Here is a 17,082-nt window from a genome sequence, read left to right as displayed (position 1 = left end):
GTTACAGTATCATACACGCCAAGTTCGAGACTCCGCAGTGGATATTGTCTGCTTTTACCGCTTGATACCGCTGGCCCGATTTTGCTCTTAGCTTCACAGACTCAAGGGAGACATGCTTTGGAAGATTACATTATCTGGTTTGATCACCTGGGAATGTCCGATGTCGATCGGGTAGGCGGCAAGAACGCCTCACTCGGCGAAATGATCAGTAATCTCGCCAACGCAGGTGTTACCGTTCCAGGTGGCTTTGCCACAACAGCGCACGCCTATCGCGAATTCCTCGCCACTGACGGACTGAAAGAGCGGATCGACAACGCTCTCGATGCCCTGGACATCAACGACGTCAACGAACTGGCCCGGGTTGGTGCCCAGATCCGTCAATGGATCATTGAAACGCCATTTCCGGATGTCCTGGAGAACGCCTTGAAGGAATCGTTCGCCACCCTGCAGGATGGCAACGAACACATGGCGGTTGCGGTACGTTCCTCTGCAACGGCGGAAGATCTCCCGGATGCCTCCTTTGCAGGCCAGCAGGAAACCTTCCTGAACGTGGTGGGGCTGCAACAGGTGCGCACCTCGGTCAAGGAAGTGTTTGCGTCGCTGTTCAATGACCGCGCTATTTCCTACCGCGTCCACCACGGCTTTGACCACAAGATGGTCGCGCTCTCAGCTGGTATCCAGAAAATGGTGCGCAGTGAGACGGCGGCCAGTGGCGTTATGTTCACCCTCGACACAGAATCTGGCTTCCGTGACGTGGTATTTGTAACTGCCTCTTACGGTCTGGGTGAGACCGTCGTTCAGGGTGCTGTAAACCCTGATGAATTCTACGTACACAAGCCTACTCTCGAAGCCAGTCGGCCGGCCGTCCTGCGTCGCAATCTGGGCAGCAAGGCCATCAAGATGGTCTACCACACCAAGCCCGGTGAAGGTGAATTCGTTGAAACAGTGAAGGTGGAGCAGGAAGACCGCAACCGCTTCTGCATCACTGACGCCGAGGTGGAAGACCTGGCACGTCAGGCGATGATTATCGAGAAGCACTACCAGCGACCGATGGACATCGAGTGGGCGAAGGACGGCGACGACGGCAAGATCTACATCGTTCAGGCGCGCCCTGAGACGGTGAAAAGCCGTGCGTCTGCCAATGTGATGGAGCGCTACCTGCTTAAAGAAACCGGCAAGGTGCTGGTGGAAGGCCGGAGCATCGGCCACAAGATCGGCAGTGGCCCGGTGAAGATCATCACCAGCATCAAGGAAATGGACCGGGTGCAGGCCGGCGATGTGTTGGTTACCGACATGACCGACCCGGATTGGGAGCCGGTGATGAAAAGGGCTTCCGCCATTGTTACCGACCGCGGTGGTCGTACCTGCCACGCGGCCATTATTGCCCGCGAGCTGGGCATTCCGGCCGTGGTCGGATGCGGCGATGCCACGGAGTTGCTGACCGACGCACAGGAAGTGACCGTCTCCTGCGCCGAGGGCGATACCGGCATGATCTACGAGGGCTCCCTGGATTTCGAGCTGCGGGAAAATACCGTGGACTCCATGCCGAACATCCCGTTCAAGATCATGATGAACGTCGGCAACCCAGACCGGGCTTTTGATTTCCAGGCGTTGCCGAATGAAGGTGTTGGTTTGGCACGGCTTGAGTTCATTATTAACCGGATGATCGGTGTTCATCCCAAGGCACTGCTGAACTTTGATGGACTGCCCCGGGATATCAAGCAGACCGTTGAGAAACGCATCTCCGGTTACAGCTCGCCGGTGGATTTCTATGTCGACAAGCTGGTTGAGGGCATCTCTACCCTGGCAGCGGCGTTCGCGCCCAAGAAAGTGATCGTGCGGTTGTCGGACTTCAAATCCAACGAATACGCCAACCTGATCGGCGGCACTCTGTACGAGCCGGATGAAGAAAACCCGATGCTCGGTTTCCGGGGTGCATCGCGCTATATCTCCGATACCTTCCGGGACTGCTTCGAGCTGGAATGCCGTGCCCTGAAAAAGGTGCGTAACGAGATGGGGCTGACCAATGTGGAAGTGATGGTTCCGTTCGTGCGTACCGTGGGTGAAGCGGAACAGGTAGTGAGCCTGCTGGCGGAGAACGGACTCAAGCGTGGTGACAACGGTCTTCGGGTCATCATGATGTGTGAGCTGCCGGCCAATGCGCTGCTGGCGGATCAGTTCCTGGAGCACTTTGACGGCTTCTCCATCGGCTCCAACGATCTGACTCAGCTGACCCTGGGTCTGGACCGGGATTCGGGCATCATCGCGCACCTCTTCGATGAGCGGAACGATGCGGTCAAGGCGCTGCTTTCCAACGCCATTCAGGCGTGCAAGAAGGCCGGCAAATACATCGGTATCTGCGGGCAGGGGCCATCGGATCATCCGGATCTCGCCAAGTGGCTGATGGATCAGGGCATTGATACGGTGTCACTGAACCCCGATTCGGTACTGGACACCTGGTTCTTCCTGGCCGACGAAAAAATCGACTGAGTTTATTTCCAGGATAAGGAGAGCGACAACGTGACGACGATAATTACCCCGGACCTGTGTGACGAATTTCCGGAAGTGCTGGTTGTAGAGCCCGGCTTCAATAACTACGGTGGCAACAAGGCATTTGGCGGTGAGATTGTGACCGTGAAGTGTTTTGAAGATAACTCCGTGGTGAAAGAGCAGGTTGGCCAGCCAGGGAACGGTCGTGTGATGGTCGTGGATGGTGGCGCTTCAAAGCGCCATGCGCTATTGGGCGACATGCTCGCGGAGAAGGCTGCTAGCAACGGCTGGGCGGGCCTGATCATCTATGGTTGCGTGCGCGACGTGGATGAGATTGGCAACACCGCCCTGGGTGTGCAGGCCCTTGGCACCCATCCGAGAAAGAGTGAAAAGCGTGGCCTGGGCGACCTGAATGTGCCGGTCACCTTCCATGGCGTTACATTCCATCCCGGACACTACGTCTACGCCGACAACAACGGCATCATTGTTTCTGAGAAGCCTCTGGTTTGAGGCTTTTCGAGGCAGAGACAAAAACGGCGGCCAATGGCCGCCGTTTTTCGTTCAGCGAGTGACTTCGCTGATGTTCGTTCCAAGGAGGAACCCGTCTCCTTCCGGTTCGCAGCGAATGACTTCGCAGACAGTCTCCAGCGGCGGAAACTGATCACTGCTGGAGTGAAGCACCGTGTGAAGTTCCTCGCCAACGTTCACGGCCTGCTCAACGTAGAGTTGCATGCCGGTCGCGCTCAGATCACGGCAGATCCCTTTGAAGCGGTTGCCCTGGCTGTCGCTGATCTCAATCTCCGAGTTCACCTGCATACGGTGGAAATCGCGTTTCTCCGAATAATCCTTCATGGCATCAGGCCCAGTTGTCGGTTTTTCTTGTTGGTTTGAGCATTGGAATGATCAGTGCCAGCAAAACGCCACCGAGAACGAGGCCCGCGCCCAGCAACATGAAATCGTATTCCTTGCTGGCTTCCAGACGTTCGTTTTCAGCCGTGAGCACTTCAAGGTCGTTGCGAATCTTCTGGTTCTCTTCCCGCAGCTCGCGGTTTCGACGTTCCAGATTGATGGAATCGGCGGCGATACTCTTGATCCGCTGAAGCTCTTCCTGGAGCTCCTGTGAACGGTCAGAAAGCGAGGCTTCGGAGCTTTCCAGCGCGTTGCGCTCAGTGACGACGTTAGATAGCTGCTCTTTTACCTGGGCGAGTTCAGCGCGCGTTTCTTCCAACTGACGGTTGGCCGTACGCAGGCGATCTGCAGCAATGGGTGTCTCGCTCAGGTATTGACTGGAAACCCAGCCCTCGGTGCCCTTGGGAGTGCGAACGAGGGTGTATCCGGAATCGGAGGCCTCGATGACTTCCAGCGGCGTGCCACTGGGAACCGCGTTTTCAATGATGCGGAACTGGGAACCTGCGCCTGACCTCACTGGCAGGTACAACTGGTCGTCAACCCAGACAGTCTTTGCCTGGGCAACAGCAATGGAGGACACTGCGAACAACACACTGATTGCTAGACGAAAAAGCGTCACTGGTTACGTTCCCTGAAATTCTGCGGTTGAAATCTGAGTCTGATTAAAAGCGCAATTTTGTCACAGATGCCCCGCCGTGCAAGCGTGCCATCATTACAATAAACTCATGGGCCCCCAAGGCCCGCTCACGGGAGGACGGCTTTGAAAGGCTTTACCACAACCTTGTCATAAACGCCTGCCTCCACATAAGGGTCGGCATCCGCCCAGGCCTGGGCCGCTTCCAGAGAGTCAAATTCCGCGATTACCAGACTACCGGTAAAGCCGGCATCGCCGGGCTCTGGAGTATCCAGCGCCGGATGAGGGCCAGCGACAAGTAATCGGCCCTCGGCTTTCAGGGCCTGAAGCCGGTCGATGTGAGCCGGACGCGCAGACTGGCGCAACGGCAGGCTGTTCTCGACATCTTCACTGATAATGGCGTAGTACATTCAGCTCTCCGAACAGGTTTTCAAAGACAGGATAGTTGATCAGACAATCAGCGGTCGTGTCGTGCAAGGGTTGGCTGGTACACTGTTAAACCCTGGCAAGCCGCCAGTTATCTGAAGATTCAGGATATTTTGTGACTATACCGCAAGACCCGCATTTGTGCATTGATCTGCATTGCCACAGCACGGCTTCCGATGGCGCGCTATCACCGGCGGCACTGGTCGAGCGCGCTGCCGGTCGGGGGGTTACCCACCTGGCCCTTACTGACCACGACACGATCGCTGGCCTTGCCGAAGCCGAGGCGGCTGCGCAGGCGCAGGGTATCATCCTGATTCCCGGGGTTGAGCTTTCCTGCCTCTGGAAAAGCCGGACCATCCACATCGTCGGTCTGGATTTTGATCCCGGGCAGGCCGGTTTCAGGCAGGCGCTGGAGCAGCAGAACGAGAATCGCTGGGCTCGTGCCCGCATGATCGCGGACCGCCTGGGTAAGCTTGGTGTTGATGGCCTTCTCGATAAGGCCTCCGAGGCTGCCGGTGGCGACGTGCCTGGACGGCCACATTTTGCACAGGTTCTGACAGAGGCTGGCGTTGTTCGCAATGCTGCCCAGGCATTCAAGCGATATCTGGGTAACGGTAAGCCCGGTGATGTAAAAGCTTTCTGGCCGGAGCTTCCAGAAGTCGTGCGCTGGATCACCGAGGCAGGTGGCGTTGCGGTTCTTGCCCATCCCCGAAAATACCAGCTTACGGCAACCAAACTCAGGGAGCTGACCGCGGATTTCCGAAGGGCAGGGGGGCAGGCAATTGAAGTGTCCACTTCAGGTCAATCCAGTGGTGATCTGGGGTTTCTTGCAGAGCTTTGTCGGAAAGAGAAATTGCTGGCATCCCAGGGCAGTGATTTTCACTTTCCCGGCGCTCCCTGGTGTGAGCTTGGCCGCATCATGAAAATGCCAGACGGGCTTGAGCCGGTCTGGCATTCGTTCAGACAACCTGTTCCGGGTGCGGCGCCGCCTTAATCCGGCGCATGGAACAGCAGGTACAGATCCGTCAGTGAGTCCGGGATGGCGTCGGCCATCTGCCGGGATAGCTTTTCACTGTTGCGAACCTTCTGGAAGTCCTCGTCATCGAACAGTCCTGAGAGTGTCAGCATAGGCACCATCAGGTCCGCCGCTTCTTCTTCGCTGGCTGCTTCGAGCCACTCTTCTTCGTGTTCCAGAAAGGTGTCCACGAACCCGGCGCACCAGTTTTCCAGCGCGTTCATGGGGTCGCCATCCTCCGGCTCCGGCAGTTCCAGAGACTGCCCCATGTCCAGGGAGTGGGCCATGTCATTGGCCAGCTGGGTCGAGCAGCGCCTGAACACCTCGGGAATCCCGGTGTCGGGCACCTGATCGGTGCCCGTGGCGAGGCGGAAGATTTCTTCCGCGCTCAGTTCAGCCGGGCCGACGACGCTGGCGCAGACCACCCCATGGAAACCGAAGAAATCCAGGGCTTCATCGCCCCAGGGCTCGGCAAAGAGGATGTCTTCCAGCGCTTCTATGTCGGAGTTCGATAGCATCAGTTAGTTACTCCCGGCCTTTTTGGCCTCTTCCGCGGCCTTCTGGCGCTTGCGGACTTCTCTTGGATCATTGTAAGCGCGGCCCGGTGTTACAGGAACGTCGACTGCCGGGGCATCGGCAGGCGTGTCCTTGGCTGTTGCCTCCGGAGCGGAAGGCGTCTCTTCCTTCACTGGCTCTGCGGTTTTGGGCTCAACTTTTTCGGGCTCGGCTTTCTTGGGCTCGGCCTTTTCGGGGCTGGCCTGCGCTGCTTCAGGCTGCTTTGGCTCCGGTTGAGCCTCGGGAGCCTTACGCTCTGGTGCTACCTTCTCCTCCGCTGGCTTTTCAGCCTTCTCGGGTTGTGGTGCCTCCTCCGGTTCTGCCTTGGCGGCTGGCGCTTCCTTGGGCTTCGCCGGCTGCTTCTTCGCCCGCGGCGCTTGTTCGCCGTCGGCTGTGGCCCTGGACTCCGGCTTTGGCCTCGGAGCTGCCTCTTTTTTCTCGGGAGCCTGGTCAGTCACCGGCGTTGGCTCATCAGTGGCCGCGGTGCTCTTGGCAGGCTCTTTGTCTGTGGCTGCGCCTTGCGCCTGCCCGGTAACGTTTTCGCTCTTTTCCTCAGGCTTCTCAAGGGGTTCGGAGCTTTGTTCAGCCTTGGCGGGCTCGGCTTTTTCAGGTTTCGCTTCCGGCTTGCTCTCCGACGGCGCTTTGTCTGAGGATGCCTTCTCGGGCTTCTGCTCTTTCACTGGCTCTTTCTGAGCAGCTTCCGGTTTCGGTGTTTCGCTGGCCGCCGGCGCAGTCTCGGCCCTTGTTTCAGGCTTGTCAGACGCTTTGTTGACGGTTTCCTTTACCTGCTCGGTTTTCACCTCGGGCTTGGCATCGTCACGACCGTTTTCGGGCTGCGTGTCCTTCTGATGCTTCTCGCTACGAGCGGCTTTTCGATCAGCCGGAGCAGAGGCCGGTGCTTCAGACGGAGAGCCGTCGCGGTTGCGCTGGCGACGTGGCTTTCTGCGTTTCTCTTCTGAACCGGTCTTGTCCGCTGGACCGGACTTGGCTGCATTATCCTGCTGGCCCTGATCCTTCTGGTCCTTCTGCTCGCGATTATCCTTCGGGTCGCGCTGGGGCCTGTTGCGGCCGCGGCCCTGGTTGTCGCGACGGTTGTCACGACGATTTTCAGAGCCTTTGTTGTCGGCGCTCTTGTTGTCGCCTCCGCGATTATCCTGGCCTTTGTTTTCGGATGCCTGGCGATTCTGGTTGCCACGGTTCTGGTCGTCGTTGCGGTTGCGGCCGCGGCCACGGTTGTCGTCACCACGGCCCTGCTGGCCCCCCTGGCGACGTTCGTTGCCACTGCGGTTGCCACCTGCACGCTGGTCATCGCTGCGGGCCACCCGGGATTTGCGACGGTCCTGACGGCCCTGGTTGCGACGATCTTCGCGCTGGCTCTGGCTCTGCTCGCGATTCTCGACTTTCTGTTCTTCCTCGCCACTAAAGAAGCCAGCGATCTTGCGTCCCAGCCGGCGGAAGAGGCCTTCTTCCTGTTCAGTGGTTTCATCAGCCTTCGGTGCGGCCGGGGCAGGCGCGGGTGCGGGTGCGCTCGGCCGGATCGCTTTTACCGCAGCCTGCTCGCGTACCGGCTTCTCAGGGGTGGGCGCCTCGAAGATTTCTTCTTCACGCTCGCTGTACTCCTGGGCCACCTGATGGCTGGAAATGTGCTCGGGCGTTGTTTCATCCTGACGCATCCGGATGATTTCGAAATGCGGTGTCTCCATATGCGGAACCGGCACCACGACAACGCTCACTTCCTGGCGGGCTTCAATGTCGGCCAGCTGCTTGCGCTTCTCGTTGAGCAGGAAAGTGGCGACGGAAACCGGCACAACGGCTCGTACTTCGCCGGTCTTGTCCTTTGACGATTCCTCGTAGATCAGGCGCATGATGCTCAGGGCGAGGGACTCGATGCCACGAATAGTGCCCTGACCTTCACATCGGGGGCACACTTCGCTGCGTGTCTCTCCCAGGGAGGGGCGCAGGCGCTGACGGGACATTTCCAGCAGGCCGAAGCGGGAGATCTTGCCCACCTGAACCCGGGCCCGGTCGATTTCCAGGGCCTCACGCATCTTCTGTTCAACTTCCCGCTGATGCTTCGCAGGCGTCATGTCGATAAAGTCGATGACAATCAGACCGCCCATGTCACGCAGGCGCAACTGGCGGGCGATTTCCTCTGCCGCTTCCAGGTTGGTCTGGAGCGCGGTTTCCTCGATATCCTGGCCTTTCGTGGCGCGGGAAGAGTTGATGTCGATGGAAACCAGGGCCTCGGTCGGATCAATCACGATGGAGCCGCCGGAGGGCAGTTTCACTTCCCGCTGGAAGGCGGTCTCGATCTGGCCTTCGATCTGGTACCGGCTGAACAGCGGGATTTCATCCTTGTACAGCTTGATCTTGTTTTCGAAGGTGGGCATGACCGCACGAACGAAATTCAGGACGTCCTCATAGACGCCATTGGCGTCAATCAGAACCTCGCCGATGTCCTGGCGAAGGTAGTCACGAACCGCACGGATGATAACGTTGCTTTCCTGGTGAATCAGGAAGGGGGCCTTGCGCTCGCCGGCGGCCTGAGTGATGGCCTCCCAGAATTGCACCAGATAGTCCAGATCCCACTGGAGTTCTTCAGTGGTACGGCCGATGCCGGCGGTACGAACGATGATGCCCATGGATTTCGGCACCTGAACATCGTTCATCGCTTCTTTGAGCTGCGCCCGCTCATCGCCCTCTATGCGACGGGAGATGCCGCCGGCACGGGGGTTGTTGGGCATGAGTACCAGATAGCGACCTGCCAGGGAGATAAACGTGGTCAGGGCTGCGCCCTTATTGCCACGCTCTTCCTTGTCGACCTGCACGATGACTTCCTGGCCTTCGGAAACAACGTCCTTGATGTTGATTTTGCCTTCGATCTGGCCGGGCGACTTCTTGAAGTATTCCTTGGAAATTTCCTTCAACGGCAGAAAGCCGTGGCGCTCGGCGCCGAAATCCACAAACGCGGCCTCGAGACTGGGCTCGACCCGGGTAATGCGGCCCTTGTAGATATTGGCTTTCTTCTGCTCGCGGGAGCTGGATTCGATATCAAGGTCGAATAGACGCTGGCCGTCAACCAGGGCGACGCGCAACTCTTCGGGATGAGTTGCATTGATAAGCATTCTTTTCATGGAAAGAAAGAGTTCCTGTCGTTTAATTTGACAGAAAACCGGAGGGGATCGCATCAGCGAAGCAGGATGTGCGTGCCGCGGGCCCTGTTACATCAAGGGCGGACCGGCGGCCAGACGAATCAGACCCTTCTGGGGTTTGATCCTTTCGGTCTGAGACCAACGCCGACGATCCGGCTGCCTGTGGGCAGGGAGAGGTCGTGTAAGGTTCGTGTCTGTTGACGCATGTTATCCGTTTTCAGGTTCACTCAGGTGCCTGGGTCTCACGTCGTATTCGTATGCTGGACGGCCCGGCCCTGGGTGGCAGTGATTCTTCGCGATGTCGCCCGCGGTTTTCCGCGCGGTTTTTCTCTCTCCCGGGTACAGGATGCAGCCTTTCGAAGATCTGTCCTGGTCCTCCGGGAGCATTTCTCTCGCCGTTCCCGGTAGTGATTGGGTGCACGGCGTTCAAACTCTCGAATAGTGTCGGTATACTTCTGCCGCTCCGGCTTCTGACTTGAGTTGGTCAGGCCGTAGACAAACGGCAAAGCACGCCGGAATATAACAGTATTCATGCAGCCGTTCAATCCTGCAGTCACTCCAGTAGCCAAGGAACTTCATGTCTCGAAAGTCTGCGAGCAGAAAGCCAGCCCAACCGCGGCCCGAGAGGGCAAAAAAAACCAGCAGGGCCGGCAGTGAGAGTCAGGCTGTTCGTGGAGAAGTCCGTCAGGGCGTCCAGTGGGTTACCGTGGACGAAGACAACGATGGTCAGAGGGTGGACAACTTCCTTCTTGCCCAGCTTCGCGGTGTGCCCAAGAGCATTATTTATCGTGTCATCCGCAAGGGCGAGGTTCGGGTCAATAAAGGGCGGGTCAAGCCGGATTCCCGGGTGAGAACCGGTGATCAGGTGCGTATCCCACCGATCACCCGAAAGGAAAAGCCTGATCAGGTGGCGCCCGGCTCCCGGGTGCAGGGCGTGATGGAATCCGCGGTTGTTTTCGAGAACGAGCAGATGCTGGTGGTCAACAAACCGTCCGGTATCGCCGTACACGGCGGCAGCGGCCTGAGTTTCGGGTTGATCGAGGTGCTTCGTTCCGCACGCCCGGCGGCAAAGTTTCTGGAGCTCGTTCACCGTCTGGATCGGGATACGTCCGGACTGATCATGGTGGCCAAGAAGCGGTCGGCGCTTCGGTACCTGCAGGATGAGCTGCGCCAGAAACGAATCCGCAAGCATTACCATGCGCTGGTCGCCGGCGACTGGCCGGCCAGCGTTGACCGGGTGGATGTGCCTCTGCTGCGCTACGAGATGCCCAATGGCGAGCGTCGGGTGAAGGTTGACGCTGCCGGCAAGGCCTCGCTGACGACATTCCGCTGCCTCGAGCATTACGCGGGCTACAGCCTTGTCGAGGCGTCGCCAATTACCGGTCGTACGCACCAGATCCGCGTGCACAGCGCCTGGGCCGGTCATCCGATTGCGGGTGACGACAAGTATATGGATGATGTCAGCCTCAAGGCGTTCCGGTCCATTGGCGGGCAACGGCTGATGCTGCATGCGCGGGCCCTGGAGTTTACCTTGCCGGTCTCGGGTGAGGCTATGCGCCTTGAGGCGCCTTACGACGATGCATTCAATGACGTGCTCAGGAAACTTTCCGGGCGTCTTAAAGGAAACGATCAATGAACGTCAGAGTAGTAATTTTTGACTGGGACGGGACCCTGGTGGACTCGGTTGAGCATATTGCTGACAGCCTGCATCAGGCGGCAACCGAGCTGGGCTTTCCGGCCCTGGAGCGTGAGGCGTACCGGGATATTATCGGGCTTGGCATGGTCGAGGCGTTGGAGAAGCTTTATCCCGGTATCAGTCGGGAAGAAATGAACAGGATTCGCGACGGGTACGGGCGCTATTTCTTCAGCAAGGTGACAACGCCGCAAAACGTGTTTGACGGTATGGCCGATGTGGTCGCAGATCTGCGAGGATCCGGTCGCAGTTGTTCTGTGGCAACCGGCAAGAGCCGGCGCGGCCTGGACTTTGCGCTGGCTTCCAGCGGTCTTGGCGACCACTTCGAGATCACCCGTTGTGCCGATGAGACGCGCTCCAAGCCTGACCCTGCCATGCTTGAGGAGATTCTTCGTTTCTATCGCATTGAGCCCGAAGAGGCGGTGATGATTGGCGATACCCGATACGATCTTGATATGGCCCGGCGTATCGGCATGCCCTCCATCGGCGTTGAATGGGGTGTGCACAAGCGGGATGTGTTGGGTGATTATTCGCCCCATGCCATTGTTGAATCCGTGCCAGACCTCCGGCGGGTGCTGGGGCTGTAAACAGACCGAATTCATTGACGTTGCTGACAGGATGCGCACATGAGTGACTGGGAATCTGACAAGTCTGCCGATTGGGGTGACCAACCGGTGGAGCCTGAAAAAGAAAGTAAGCCGTTTTTCGGGCGAAAGTCGCCGAAGCTTCCGCCCGAGTCCGGACGTGACTGGAAGCTCATCGAAAAACTCGTCATGTCACTGCAGTCTGAGCAGCGCAAGAGCCGGCGCTGGGGTATCTTTTTCAAGTTCCTGACGTTTGGTTACCTGATTGCCTTGCTGTTTTTGATCAAGTTTCCCCTGGGCGATTCACTGGAGGGTGTAACCGGCAAGCACACGGCTCTGGTAGAAATAAACGGTCCGATCGCTGCCGACGAACTGGCCAGTGCAGACAATATTGTAGGTTCTCTGCGAACAGCCTTCGAAGAGCCAAACTCGGTAGCAGTGATTCTGCGCATCAACAGCCCGGGTGGCAGCCCGGTGCAGTCCGGGTATGTCTACGATGAGATCAAGCGCCTGCGGGAGGAATATCCCGAGAAAAAGGTCTACGCCGTGATCTCGGACATCGGCGCTTCCGGAGCCTATTACATTGCTGCGGCCGCTGATGAGATCTATGCCAACCGGGCCAGCCTTGTCGGCTCGATTGGGGTGGTGGCTGGCGGTTTCGGCTTTACCGAGGTTATGGAGAAGATCGGCGTGGATCGCCGTCTCTACACGGCCGGTGAGAACAAGGCGTTCCTTGATCCGTTTTCGCCGGAGCAGGAAGAGGAAGTCACTTTCTGGCAGAGTGTCCTGGAAAACACCCACCAACAGTTTATCGAAGCGGTCAAGCAAGGGCGTGGTGATCGCCTGGCGGATGATGAGCGCCTGTTCAGCGGGCTGGTATGGAGTGGCGAGCAGGCCGTTGAGCTTGGCCTGGCTGATGGGCTCGGCAGCGCATCACACGTTGCTCGGCAGATCATAGGTCAGGAGGAACTGGTGGACTACAGCCGTCGCAAATCACCGTTCCAGGATATTGTTGATCAGCTTGGTGTCGCCTTTGGCGAGGGTTTCGCCAGTCAACTGGTCGAGTCCCGGCTCGAGCTTCGGTAATGCCTTATGAGGCAGGCCGGTTTTCCAGCAGGGGATTCCGGCCCCATTGCCTCAGCAGAGCGTTCAGGGCAATAAGGGGGAGGCCCACCAGGCTGTTCGGGTCCCGGCCCTCAAGGGCCTCGAACAGAGTAATGCCGAGGCCTTCCATCTTGAAGCTGCCGGCGCAGTCGTAAGGTTTCTCCCGCAATAGGTAGGCCTCTATCTCCTCATCAGCCAGTTCCCGGAACCTGACGTTAAACGGCTCGCAAAGGCTGTCGATTTTGCCGGAATCGGAGTCGAGCAGCGCCAGGCCTGTAAGAAATAGTACCCTGTGACCACTGCTCTGGCGTAACTGCTCTGTCGCCATTTCGTGGTTGCCGGGCTTGCTCAGTACCGAGCCGTCGGGCAGGCAGGCGACCTGGTCCGAGCCGATGATCCAGTGGCCGGGGAACCGGTCCGCCAATTCGCGGGCCTTGCTCTCGGCCAGACGTGTCGCCAGGGCCTCGCCGGTCTCGCCTTGATAGGGTGATTCGTCGATATCCGGGCTTGCGCAGGTGAACGGCAAGCCAAGCCGCTCCAGGAGCGCTCTCCGGTACGGTGATGAAGACGCCAGTAAAAGCGGTTTTGGGGGCATTGATCGAGTCCTTTAAGTACCTGGCCAGTGCATCTGTTGTGCGATTATCGTAAATTACACCTATCTGCACTGGAACCCCCGTGAAAAAGCAACGAAGTCTTTGACAGCGGCCGGCTGCGCCCCTAAAATTGCGCGCCTATGTCAAACGCGTCCAACGCCGAGTTGCCCAAATCTGTTGATCCTTACCGGTTAGCGGAACATAACAGCACACTGGAGGGAGTGATTCCCATCAGCGGGCTTGGCCGTTTTCGGGAATCCGTTCTCGGGTTTTCGGAAGGCGCTGCGTGCCGGGTCAAACTGTCTTTTTTTATGGATGGTGAGCGTCGTCGCGTTGTTTCGGGCGAGCTGGCGGCCCCGGTTGATCTGGAGTGTCAGCGGTGCATGGGCGCCATGAGCGTGACTCTGGTCTCCGAGTTCAAGCTGGGTCTTGTTACCAGTGACGAGCAGGCGCAACAGCTGCCGAAAGAACTCGAGCCGTTTTTGACCGATGATTTTACGGCGGACCTCTGGTCGATGGTGGAAGACGAGCTGTTGCTGGTTTTGCCACCGTTTCCGCTTCACGAACGGGACCAGTGTCCTGCCCGGGAAGATTTGGAAGCCTACGAGCCTGACAGCTCCGGGGCAGAGCCGGTGAGAAAGTCGGGTGAGAATCCGTTCAGTGTCCTGGCGGATCTCAAGAAGACAAAGCATTAACCGGGCGTGGGTCGTCCCTCGGGAGACCGGCGCACATTTAACGAACAGACGTTACTTATTCAGCAATACAAGTTTACGTTAACAGGTCAGGAGCATAATCATGGCTGTACAGCAAAACCGTAAGACCCGTTCCAAGCGTGGCATGCGCCGTTCACACGACGCCCTGAGCGCCGCTGCTCTGAGCACCGATGCGACTACTGGTGAAGTTCATCGTCGTCACCACGTGTCTCCGGACGGCTTCTACCGCGGCAAGCAGGTAATCGAAGCACGCGACGAGTAATCTCGTTGCCGCTATGCACCGTCCCGAATCGGATGGCAGAACGGTGAAGCCGGTCACCATCACGATTGATGCAATGAGTGGCGACCGCGGGGCTGCCGTCGTGGTTGCCGCATCGCTGCGGGCGGTGCGTGAAAACGAAGCCTTGAGCATCGTTCTGGTGGGAATCCGGAGCGAGCTCGAGGCTTTGTTGCGTGAGGGGCACGCCCGAATCCGCATTGTTGAAGCGGCGGATGTGGTGCGCATGAACGAGCGCCCGTCGCACGCTCTTCGCCACAAGAAGAATTCGTCCATGGCCATTGCGCTGAGTCTCGTCCGGGACAACGAAGCCCAGGGTTGTGTCAGCGCCGGGAACACAGGTGCGCTGATGGCGTTCGGCCGCACCATTATCCGCATGTATCCGGGCATAGAACGCCCCGCCATTGCCAAGCTGATTCCCTCGCTGAGAGGTCGTTGCCACGTCCTGGACCTGGGTGCCAATGTCGATTCCACCGCCGAGAACCTCTATCAGTATGCCCTGATGGGCTCACTGATGGCGTCGGCTATCTGCAGCCAGGCAGAGCCGCGGGTTGCTTTGCTGAACGTGGGCGAGGAAGAGATCAAGGGAAATGAGCAGGTGCGCCTGGCCTCTCACATGCTGGCCCAGTGCGACACCATCAATTATATCGGTTATGTGGAAGGCAGCGATCTGTTCCGCGACGTGGCTGATGTGGTTGTCTGCGACGGCTTTGTCGGAAACATTGCCCTGAAAACCGGCGAGGGGGTTGCCGGGCTGTTAATAGAGCTGATGGAACAGGCCTTCACACGAAATCTCTACGGCCGACTGGTCGGCCTGCTGGCCCGTCCGATTATCGGTCGGCTTCTGCAATTGATGGATCCTTCCCGACACAACGGTGCCAGTTTGCTCGGTCTCCAGGGCGTGGTGATCAAAAGTCATGGCAACGCCAATGAGCGGGCCATGTTGTCGGCCATTCGACAGGCCGTTCGGGAAGTTGAGCTGGAAGTACCCCGCCGTATCAACGAGCGTCTCGACGATCTCATGCTTTGAGTGCCTGAGACTAAAGTCTGTCCCGGTTTGGCCACGCATTCGCGGATAATTGGCCTAACTTGTACTATTGGCTAATCTCACGTAACCACCCAATGACGATAAGATCCCGCTTATGAAATCAGCCTTTATTTTTCCAGGACAAGGGTCGCAATCGGTGGGCATGCTTTCGGCTGCCGCTGAAGCCTGGCCCATCATCGACAGAACCTTTTCCGAAGCCTCCAATGTTCTCGGCTATGACCTCTGGGATCTCTGCCAGAAGGGGCCGGCGGAGGAATTGAATAAAACCATGGTGACGCAGCCTGCGCTCCTGACGGCCAGTATTGCCCTCTGGCGGCAGTGGTTTGTTGCCGGCGGTTCTTCTCCCGATTTTCTCGCCGGTCACAGTCTGGGAGAGTACAGCGCCCTGGTGGCGGCAGAGAGCCTCGATTTTGTTGAAGCGGTCAAGCTGGTTCGCCTGCGTGGTGAGCTCATGCAGGACGCTGTGCCGGCTGGAGAAGGGAAGATGGCAGCCATCCTTGGTCTTGAGGATGATGCCGTTGTGGCAGCCTGTCAGGATGCGGCACAGGGCGATGTGGTATCTGCGGTAAACTTCAATGCCCCTGGTCAGGTGGTTATTGCTGGCTCGGCAGCCGCAGTTGAACGGGCTATTGAAGCCTGCAAGGAAAAAGGCGCGAAGAAGGCCATGCCATTGCCTGTAAGCGTGCCATCGCATTGCGCACTTATGAAAGGCGCCGCGGAGGAGCTGGCGAAAGCGTTGGAGGATGTTCGCTTTAATGATGCTGTCATCCCGGTTATACAAAATGTTAACGCTGCCGCCGAGACCGAATCCGCTACACTGAAGGCCAACCTTCTCAAGCAGCTTTATTCTCCGGTGCTCTGGACGGACTCTGTGCGTGCCCTCGTTTCCAATGATGTCGAAGTTGCAGTCGAGTGCGGCACTGGAAAAGTGTTGGCAGGGCTGGCCAAACGTATCGACCGGGCTTTGGCCGTTCACAGTATCGAAGACCCGGATTCGCTGGCGAAGGCGCTGGACGCTTTCGGTCAGTCCTGAAACGAAAGGGAGTTATTCATGTCTCTGGAAGGTAAAACCGCACTGGTCACCGGTGCTACCCGCGGTATTGGTCAGGCCATTGCCCGTGCGCTGGCCGCGCAGGGTGCCGAAGTTGTCGGAACAGCAACCAGTGAAGCCGGTGCAGAATCCATCACCAACGATCTCCAGTCGGCCGGTTACAAGGGTTACGGCATGGTCATGAACGTTGCAGACCCTGCCAGCATTGAAGCCGGTTTGAAGGAGCTGACGGAGAAATCGGGGGCTCCCCTGATTCTGGTCAACAATGCCGGCATTACCCGTGATAACCTCCTGATGCGGTTGAAAGATGATGACTGGGCCTCGGTTCTGGAAACCAATCTGTCCAGCGTCTATCGGACCAGCAAGGCCGTGCTTCGTGGCATGGCCAAGGCCAAATGGGGCCGGATTATCAATATCAGCTCCGTGGTTGCCGGTATGGGCAATGCGGGGCAGGGCAATTACTGCGCCGCCAAGGCCGGGGTTGAAGGGTTTACCCGAAGCCTGGCCAAGGAAATGTCGAACCGCGGTATCACTGCAAATTGCGTGGCTCCCGGATTTATTGACACGGATATGACAAAAAAACTGGACGACAAGCAGCGTGGGGCTATGCTGGAAATCATACCCGCGGGTCGTCTGGGTGAGCCGGAAGAAGTGGCAGCCGTGGTTGCCTTCCTGGCATCAGATGCAGCCGGATACGTGACGGGTGAAACCATCAACGTGAACGGCGGAATGTACATGGGATAAGCCCCTTTCGGGGTCTGTGCGCAACCCCTTGTCGCACAACATGTTTATCAGAATCCCTGCTTGTTTGCAGGTAGGGTTTAAACTAAACTGGCAG

17 protein-coding genes are annotated in these 17,082 nt (G+C 58.1%); 11 read left to right on the top strand and 6 right to left on the bottom strand.

Annotation, left to right across the window (positions count from 1 at the left end):
* Nucleotides 1-153 precede the first annotated feature (153 nt).
* Together ppsA and rraA are read left to right on the top strand one after the other, a co-directional pair.
* The gene (ppsA, locus tag ACGK9W_RS08740) at nt 154-2,490 is read left to right on the top strand and encodes a phosphoenolpyruvate synthase (RefSeq protein ID WP_405421012.1); all 2,337 of its coding nucleotides are present in this window, start codon (nt 154-156) and stop codon (nt 2,488-2,490) included.
* 30 nt (nt 2,491-2,520) lie between these two features.
* Nucleotides 2,521-3,000 (top strand): ribonuclease E activity regulator RraA, encoded by a 480-nt coding sequence (gene rraA, locus ACGK9W_RS08735; protein ID WP_008174943.1) that lies wholly within the window; start codon nt 2,521-2,523, stop codon nt 2,998-3,000.
* 51 nt (nt 3,001-3,051) lie between these two features.
* Here rraA and ACGK9W_RS08730 read toward each other — a convergent pair whose 3' ends face one another.
* The 3 genes from ACGK9W_RS08730 to ACGK9W_RS08720 form a co-directional block, all read right to left on the bottom strand.
* On the bottom strand, nt 3,052-3,342 hold the full coding sequence (locus tag ACGK9W_RS08730) for a PilZ domain-containing protein (protein WP_008174945.1): 291 nt from the start codon (nt 3,340-3,342) through the stop codon (nt 3,052-3,054).
* 4 nt (nt 3,343-3,346) lie between these two features.
* Nucleotides 3,347-4,018: a TIGR04211 family SH3 domain-containing protein gene (locus ACGK9W_RS08725; protein ID WP_039882073.1), complete on the bottom strand. Its 672-nt coding sequence runs from the start codon at nt 4,016-4,018 to the stop codon at nt 3,347-3,349.
* A 125-nt stretch (nt 4,019-4,143) separates the two neighbouring features.
* Nucleotides 4,144-4,443, bottom strand: coding sequence for a YciI family protein (locus ACGK9W_RS08720; protein WP_008174948.1), 300 nt, complete (start codon nt 4,441-4,443; stop codon nt 4,144-4,146).
* Nucleotides 4,444-4,574: 131 nt separating this feature from the next.
* Here ACGK9W_RS08720 and ACGK9W_RS08715 point away from each other — a divergent pair, with 131 nt between their 5' ends.
* Nucleotides 4,575-5,453 (top strand): PHP domain-containing protein, encoded by an 879-nt coding sequence (locus tag ACGK9W_RS08715; protein ID WP_039882074.1) that lies wholly within the window; start codon nt 4,575-4,577, stop codon nt 5,451-5,453.
* On the opposite strand, the gene ACGK9W_RS08710 is transcribed toward ACGK9W_RS08715, so the two are convergent.
* On the bottom strand, nt 5,450-5,992 hold the full coding sequence (locus ACGK9W_RS08710; RefSeq protein WP_008174953.1) for a YecA family protein: 543 nt from the start codon (nt 5,990-5,992) through the stop codon (nt 5,450-5,452). The genes ACGK9W_RS08715 and ACGK9W_RS08710 overlap by 4 nt on opposite strands.
* A 3-nt stretch (nt 5,993-5,995) precedes the next feature.
* Complete coding sequence (gene rne / locus ACGK9W_RS08705) at nt 5,996-9,163, bottom strand: ribonuclease E (RefSeq protein ID WP_405420405.1); 3,168 nt, start codon at nt 9,161-9,163, stop codon at nt 5,996-5,998.
* 595 nt (nt 9,164-9,758) lie between these two features.
* Here rne and rluC point away from each other — a divergent pair.
* The 3 genes from rluC to ACGK9W_RS08690 are packed head-to-tail and all read left to right on the top strand — an operon-like array spanning nt 9,759 to nt 12,544.
* Nucleotides 9,759-10,817: a 23S rRNA pseudouridine(955/2504/2580) synthase RluC gene (gene rluC / locus ACGK9W_RS08700; protein ID WP_008174956.1), complete on the top strand. Its 1,059-nt coding sequence runs from the start codon at nt 9,759-9,761 to the stop codon at nt 10,815-10,817.
* The gene (locus ACGK9W_RS08695; RefSeq protein ID WP_008174958.1) at nt 10,814-11,461 is read left to right on the top strand and encodes an HAD family hydrolase; all 648 of its coding nucleotides are present in this window, start codon (nt 10,814-10,816) and stop codon (nt 11,459-11,461) included. Before rluC ends, ACGK9W_RS08695 begins: the two co-directional genes overlap by 4 nt.
* A gap of 39 nt (nt 11,462-11,500) precedes the next feature.
* Nucleotides 11,501-12,544, top strand: a complete 1,044-nt coding sequence (locus ACGK9W_RS08690) for a S49 family peptidase (RefSeq protein ID WP_008174961.1) — start codon at nt 11,501-11,503, stop codon at nt 12,542-12,544.
* A 4-nt stretch (nt 12,545-12,548) separates the two neighbouring features.
* Here the strand turns inward: ACGK9W_RS08690 and ACGK9W_RS08685 are convergent, their stop codons facing one another.
* Complete coding sequence (locus ACGK9W_RS08685) at nt 12,549-13,157, bottom strand: Maf family protein (RefSeq protein WP_405420402.1); 609 nt, start codon at nt 13,155-13,157, stop codon at nt 12,549-12,551.
* Nucleotides 13,158-13,295: 138 nt separating this feature from the next.
* Here ACGK9W_RS08685 and ACGK9W_RS08680 point away from each other — a divergent pair, with 138 nt between their 5' ends.
* The 5 genes from ACGK9W_RS08680 to fabG all read left to right on the top strand — a co-directional run bounded on the left by ACGK9W_RS08680 (nt 13,296) and on the right by fabG (nt 16,988).
* On the top strand, nt 13,296-13,850 hold the full coding sequence (locus ACGK9W_RS08680; RefSeq protein WP_008174965.1) for a YceD family protein: 555 nt from the start codon (nt 13,296-13,298) through the stop codon (nt 13,848-13,850).
* 100 nt (nt 13,851-13,950) lie between these two features.
* Nucleotides 13,951-14,130: a 50S ribosomal protein L32 gene (gene rpmF, locus ACGK9W_RS08675; protein ID WP_008174968.1), complete on the top strand. Its 180-nt coding sequence runs from the start codon at nt 13,951-13,953 to the stop codon at nt 14,128-14,130.
* 43 nt (nt 14,131-14,173) lie between these two features.
* On the top strand, nt 14,174-15,175 hold the full coding sequence (gene plsX, locus ACGK9W_RS08670; RefSeq protein WP_405421009.1) for a phosphate acyltransferase PlsX: 1,002 nt from the start codon (nt 14,174-14,176) through the stop codon (nt 15,173-15,175).
* A 112-nt stretch (nt 15,176-15,287) separates the two neighbouring features.
* Nucleotides 15,288-16,226: an ACP S-malonyltransferase gene (fabD, locus tag ACGK9W_RS08665; protein ID WP_039882075.1), complete on the top strand. Its 939-nt coding sequence runs from the start codon at nt 15,288-15,290 to the stop codon at nt 16,224-16,226.
* Between the two features lie 18 nt (nt 16,227-16,244).
* Nucleotides 16,245-16,988, top strand: a complete 744-nt coding sequence (fabG, locus tag ACGK9W_RS08660) for a 3-oxoacyl-ACP reductase FabG (RefSeq protein ID WP_008174974.1) — start codon at nt 16,245-16,247, stop codon at nt 16,986-16,988.
* Nucleotides 16,989-17,082 lie beyond the last annotated feature (94 nt).

Source organism: Marinobacter flavimaris (assembly GCF_045057155.1).
GTDB classification, from domain to species: domain Bacteria; phylum Pseudomonadota; class Gammaproteobacteria; order Pseudomonadales; family Oleiphilaceae; genus Marinobacter; species Marinobacter manganoxydans.
This window is presented reverse-complemented; position numbering and strand designations above follow the sequence as displayed.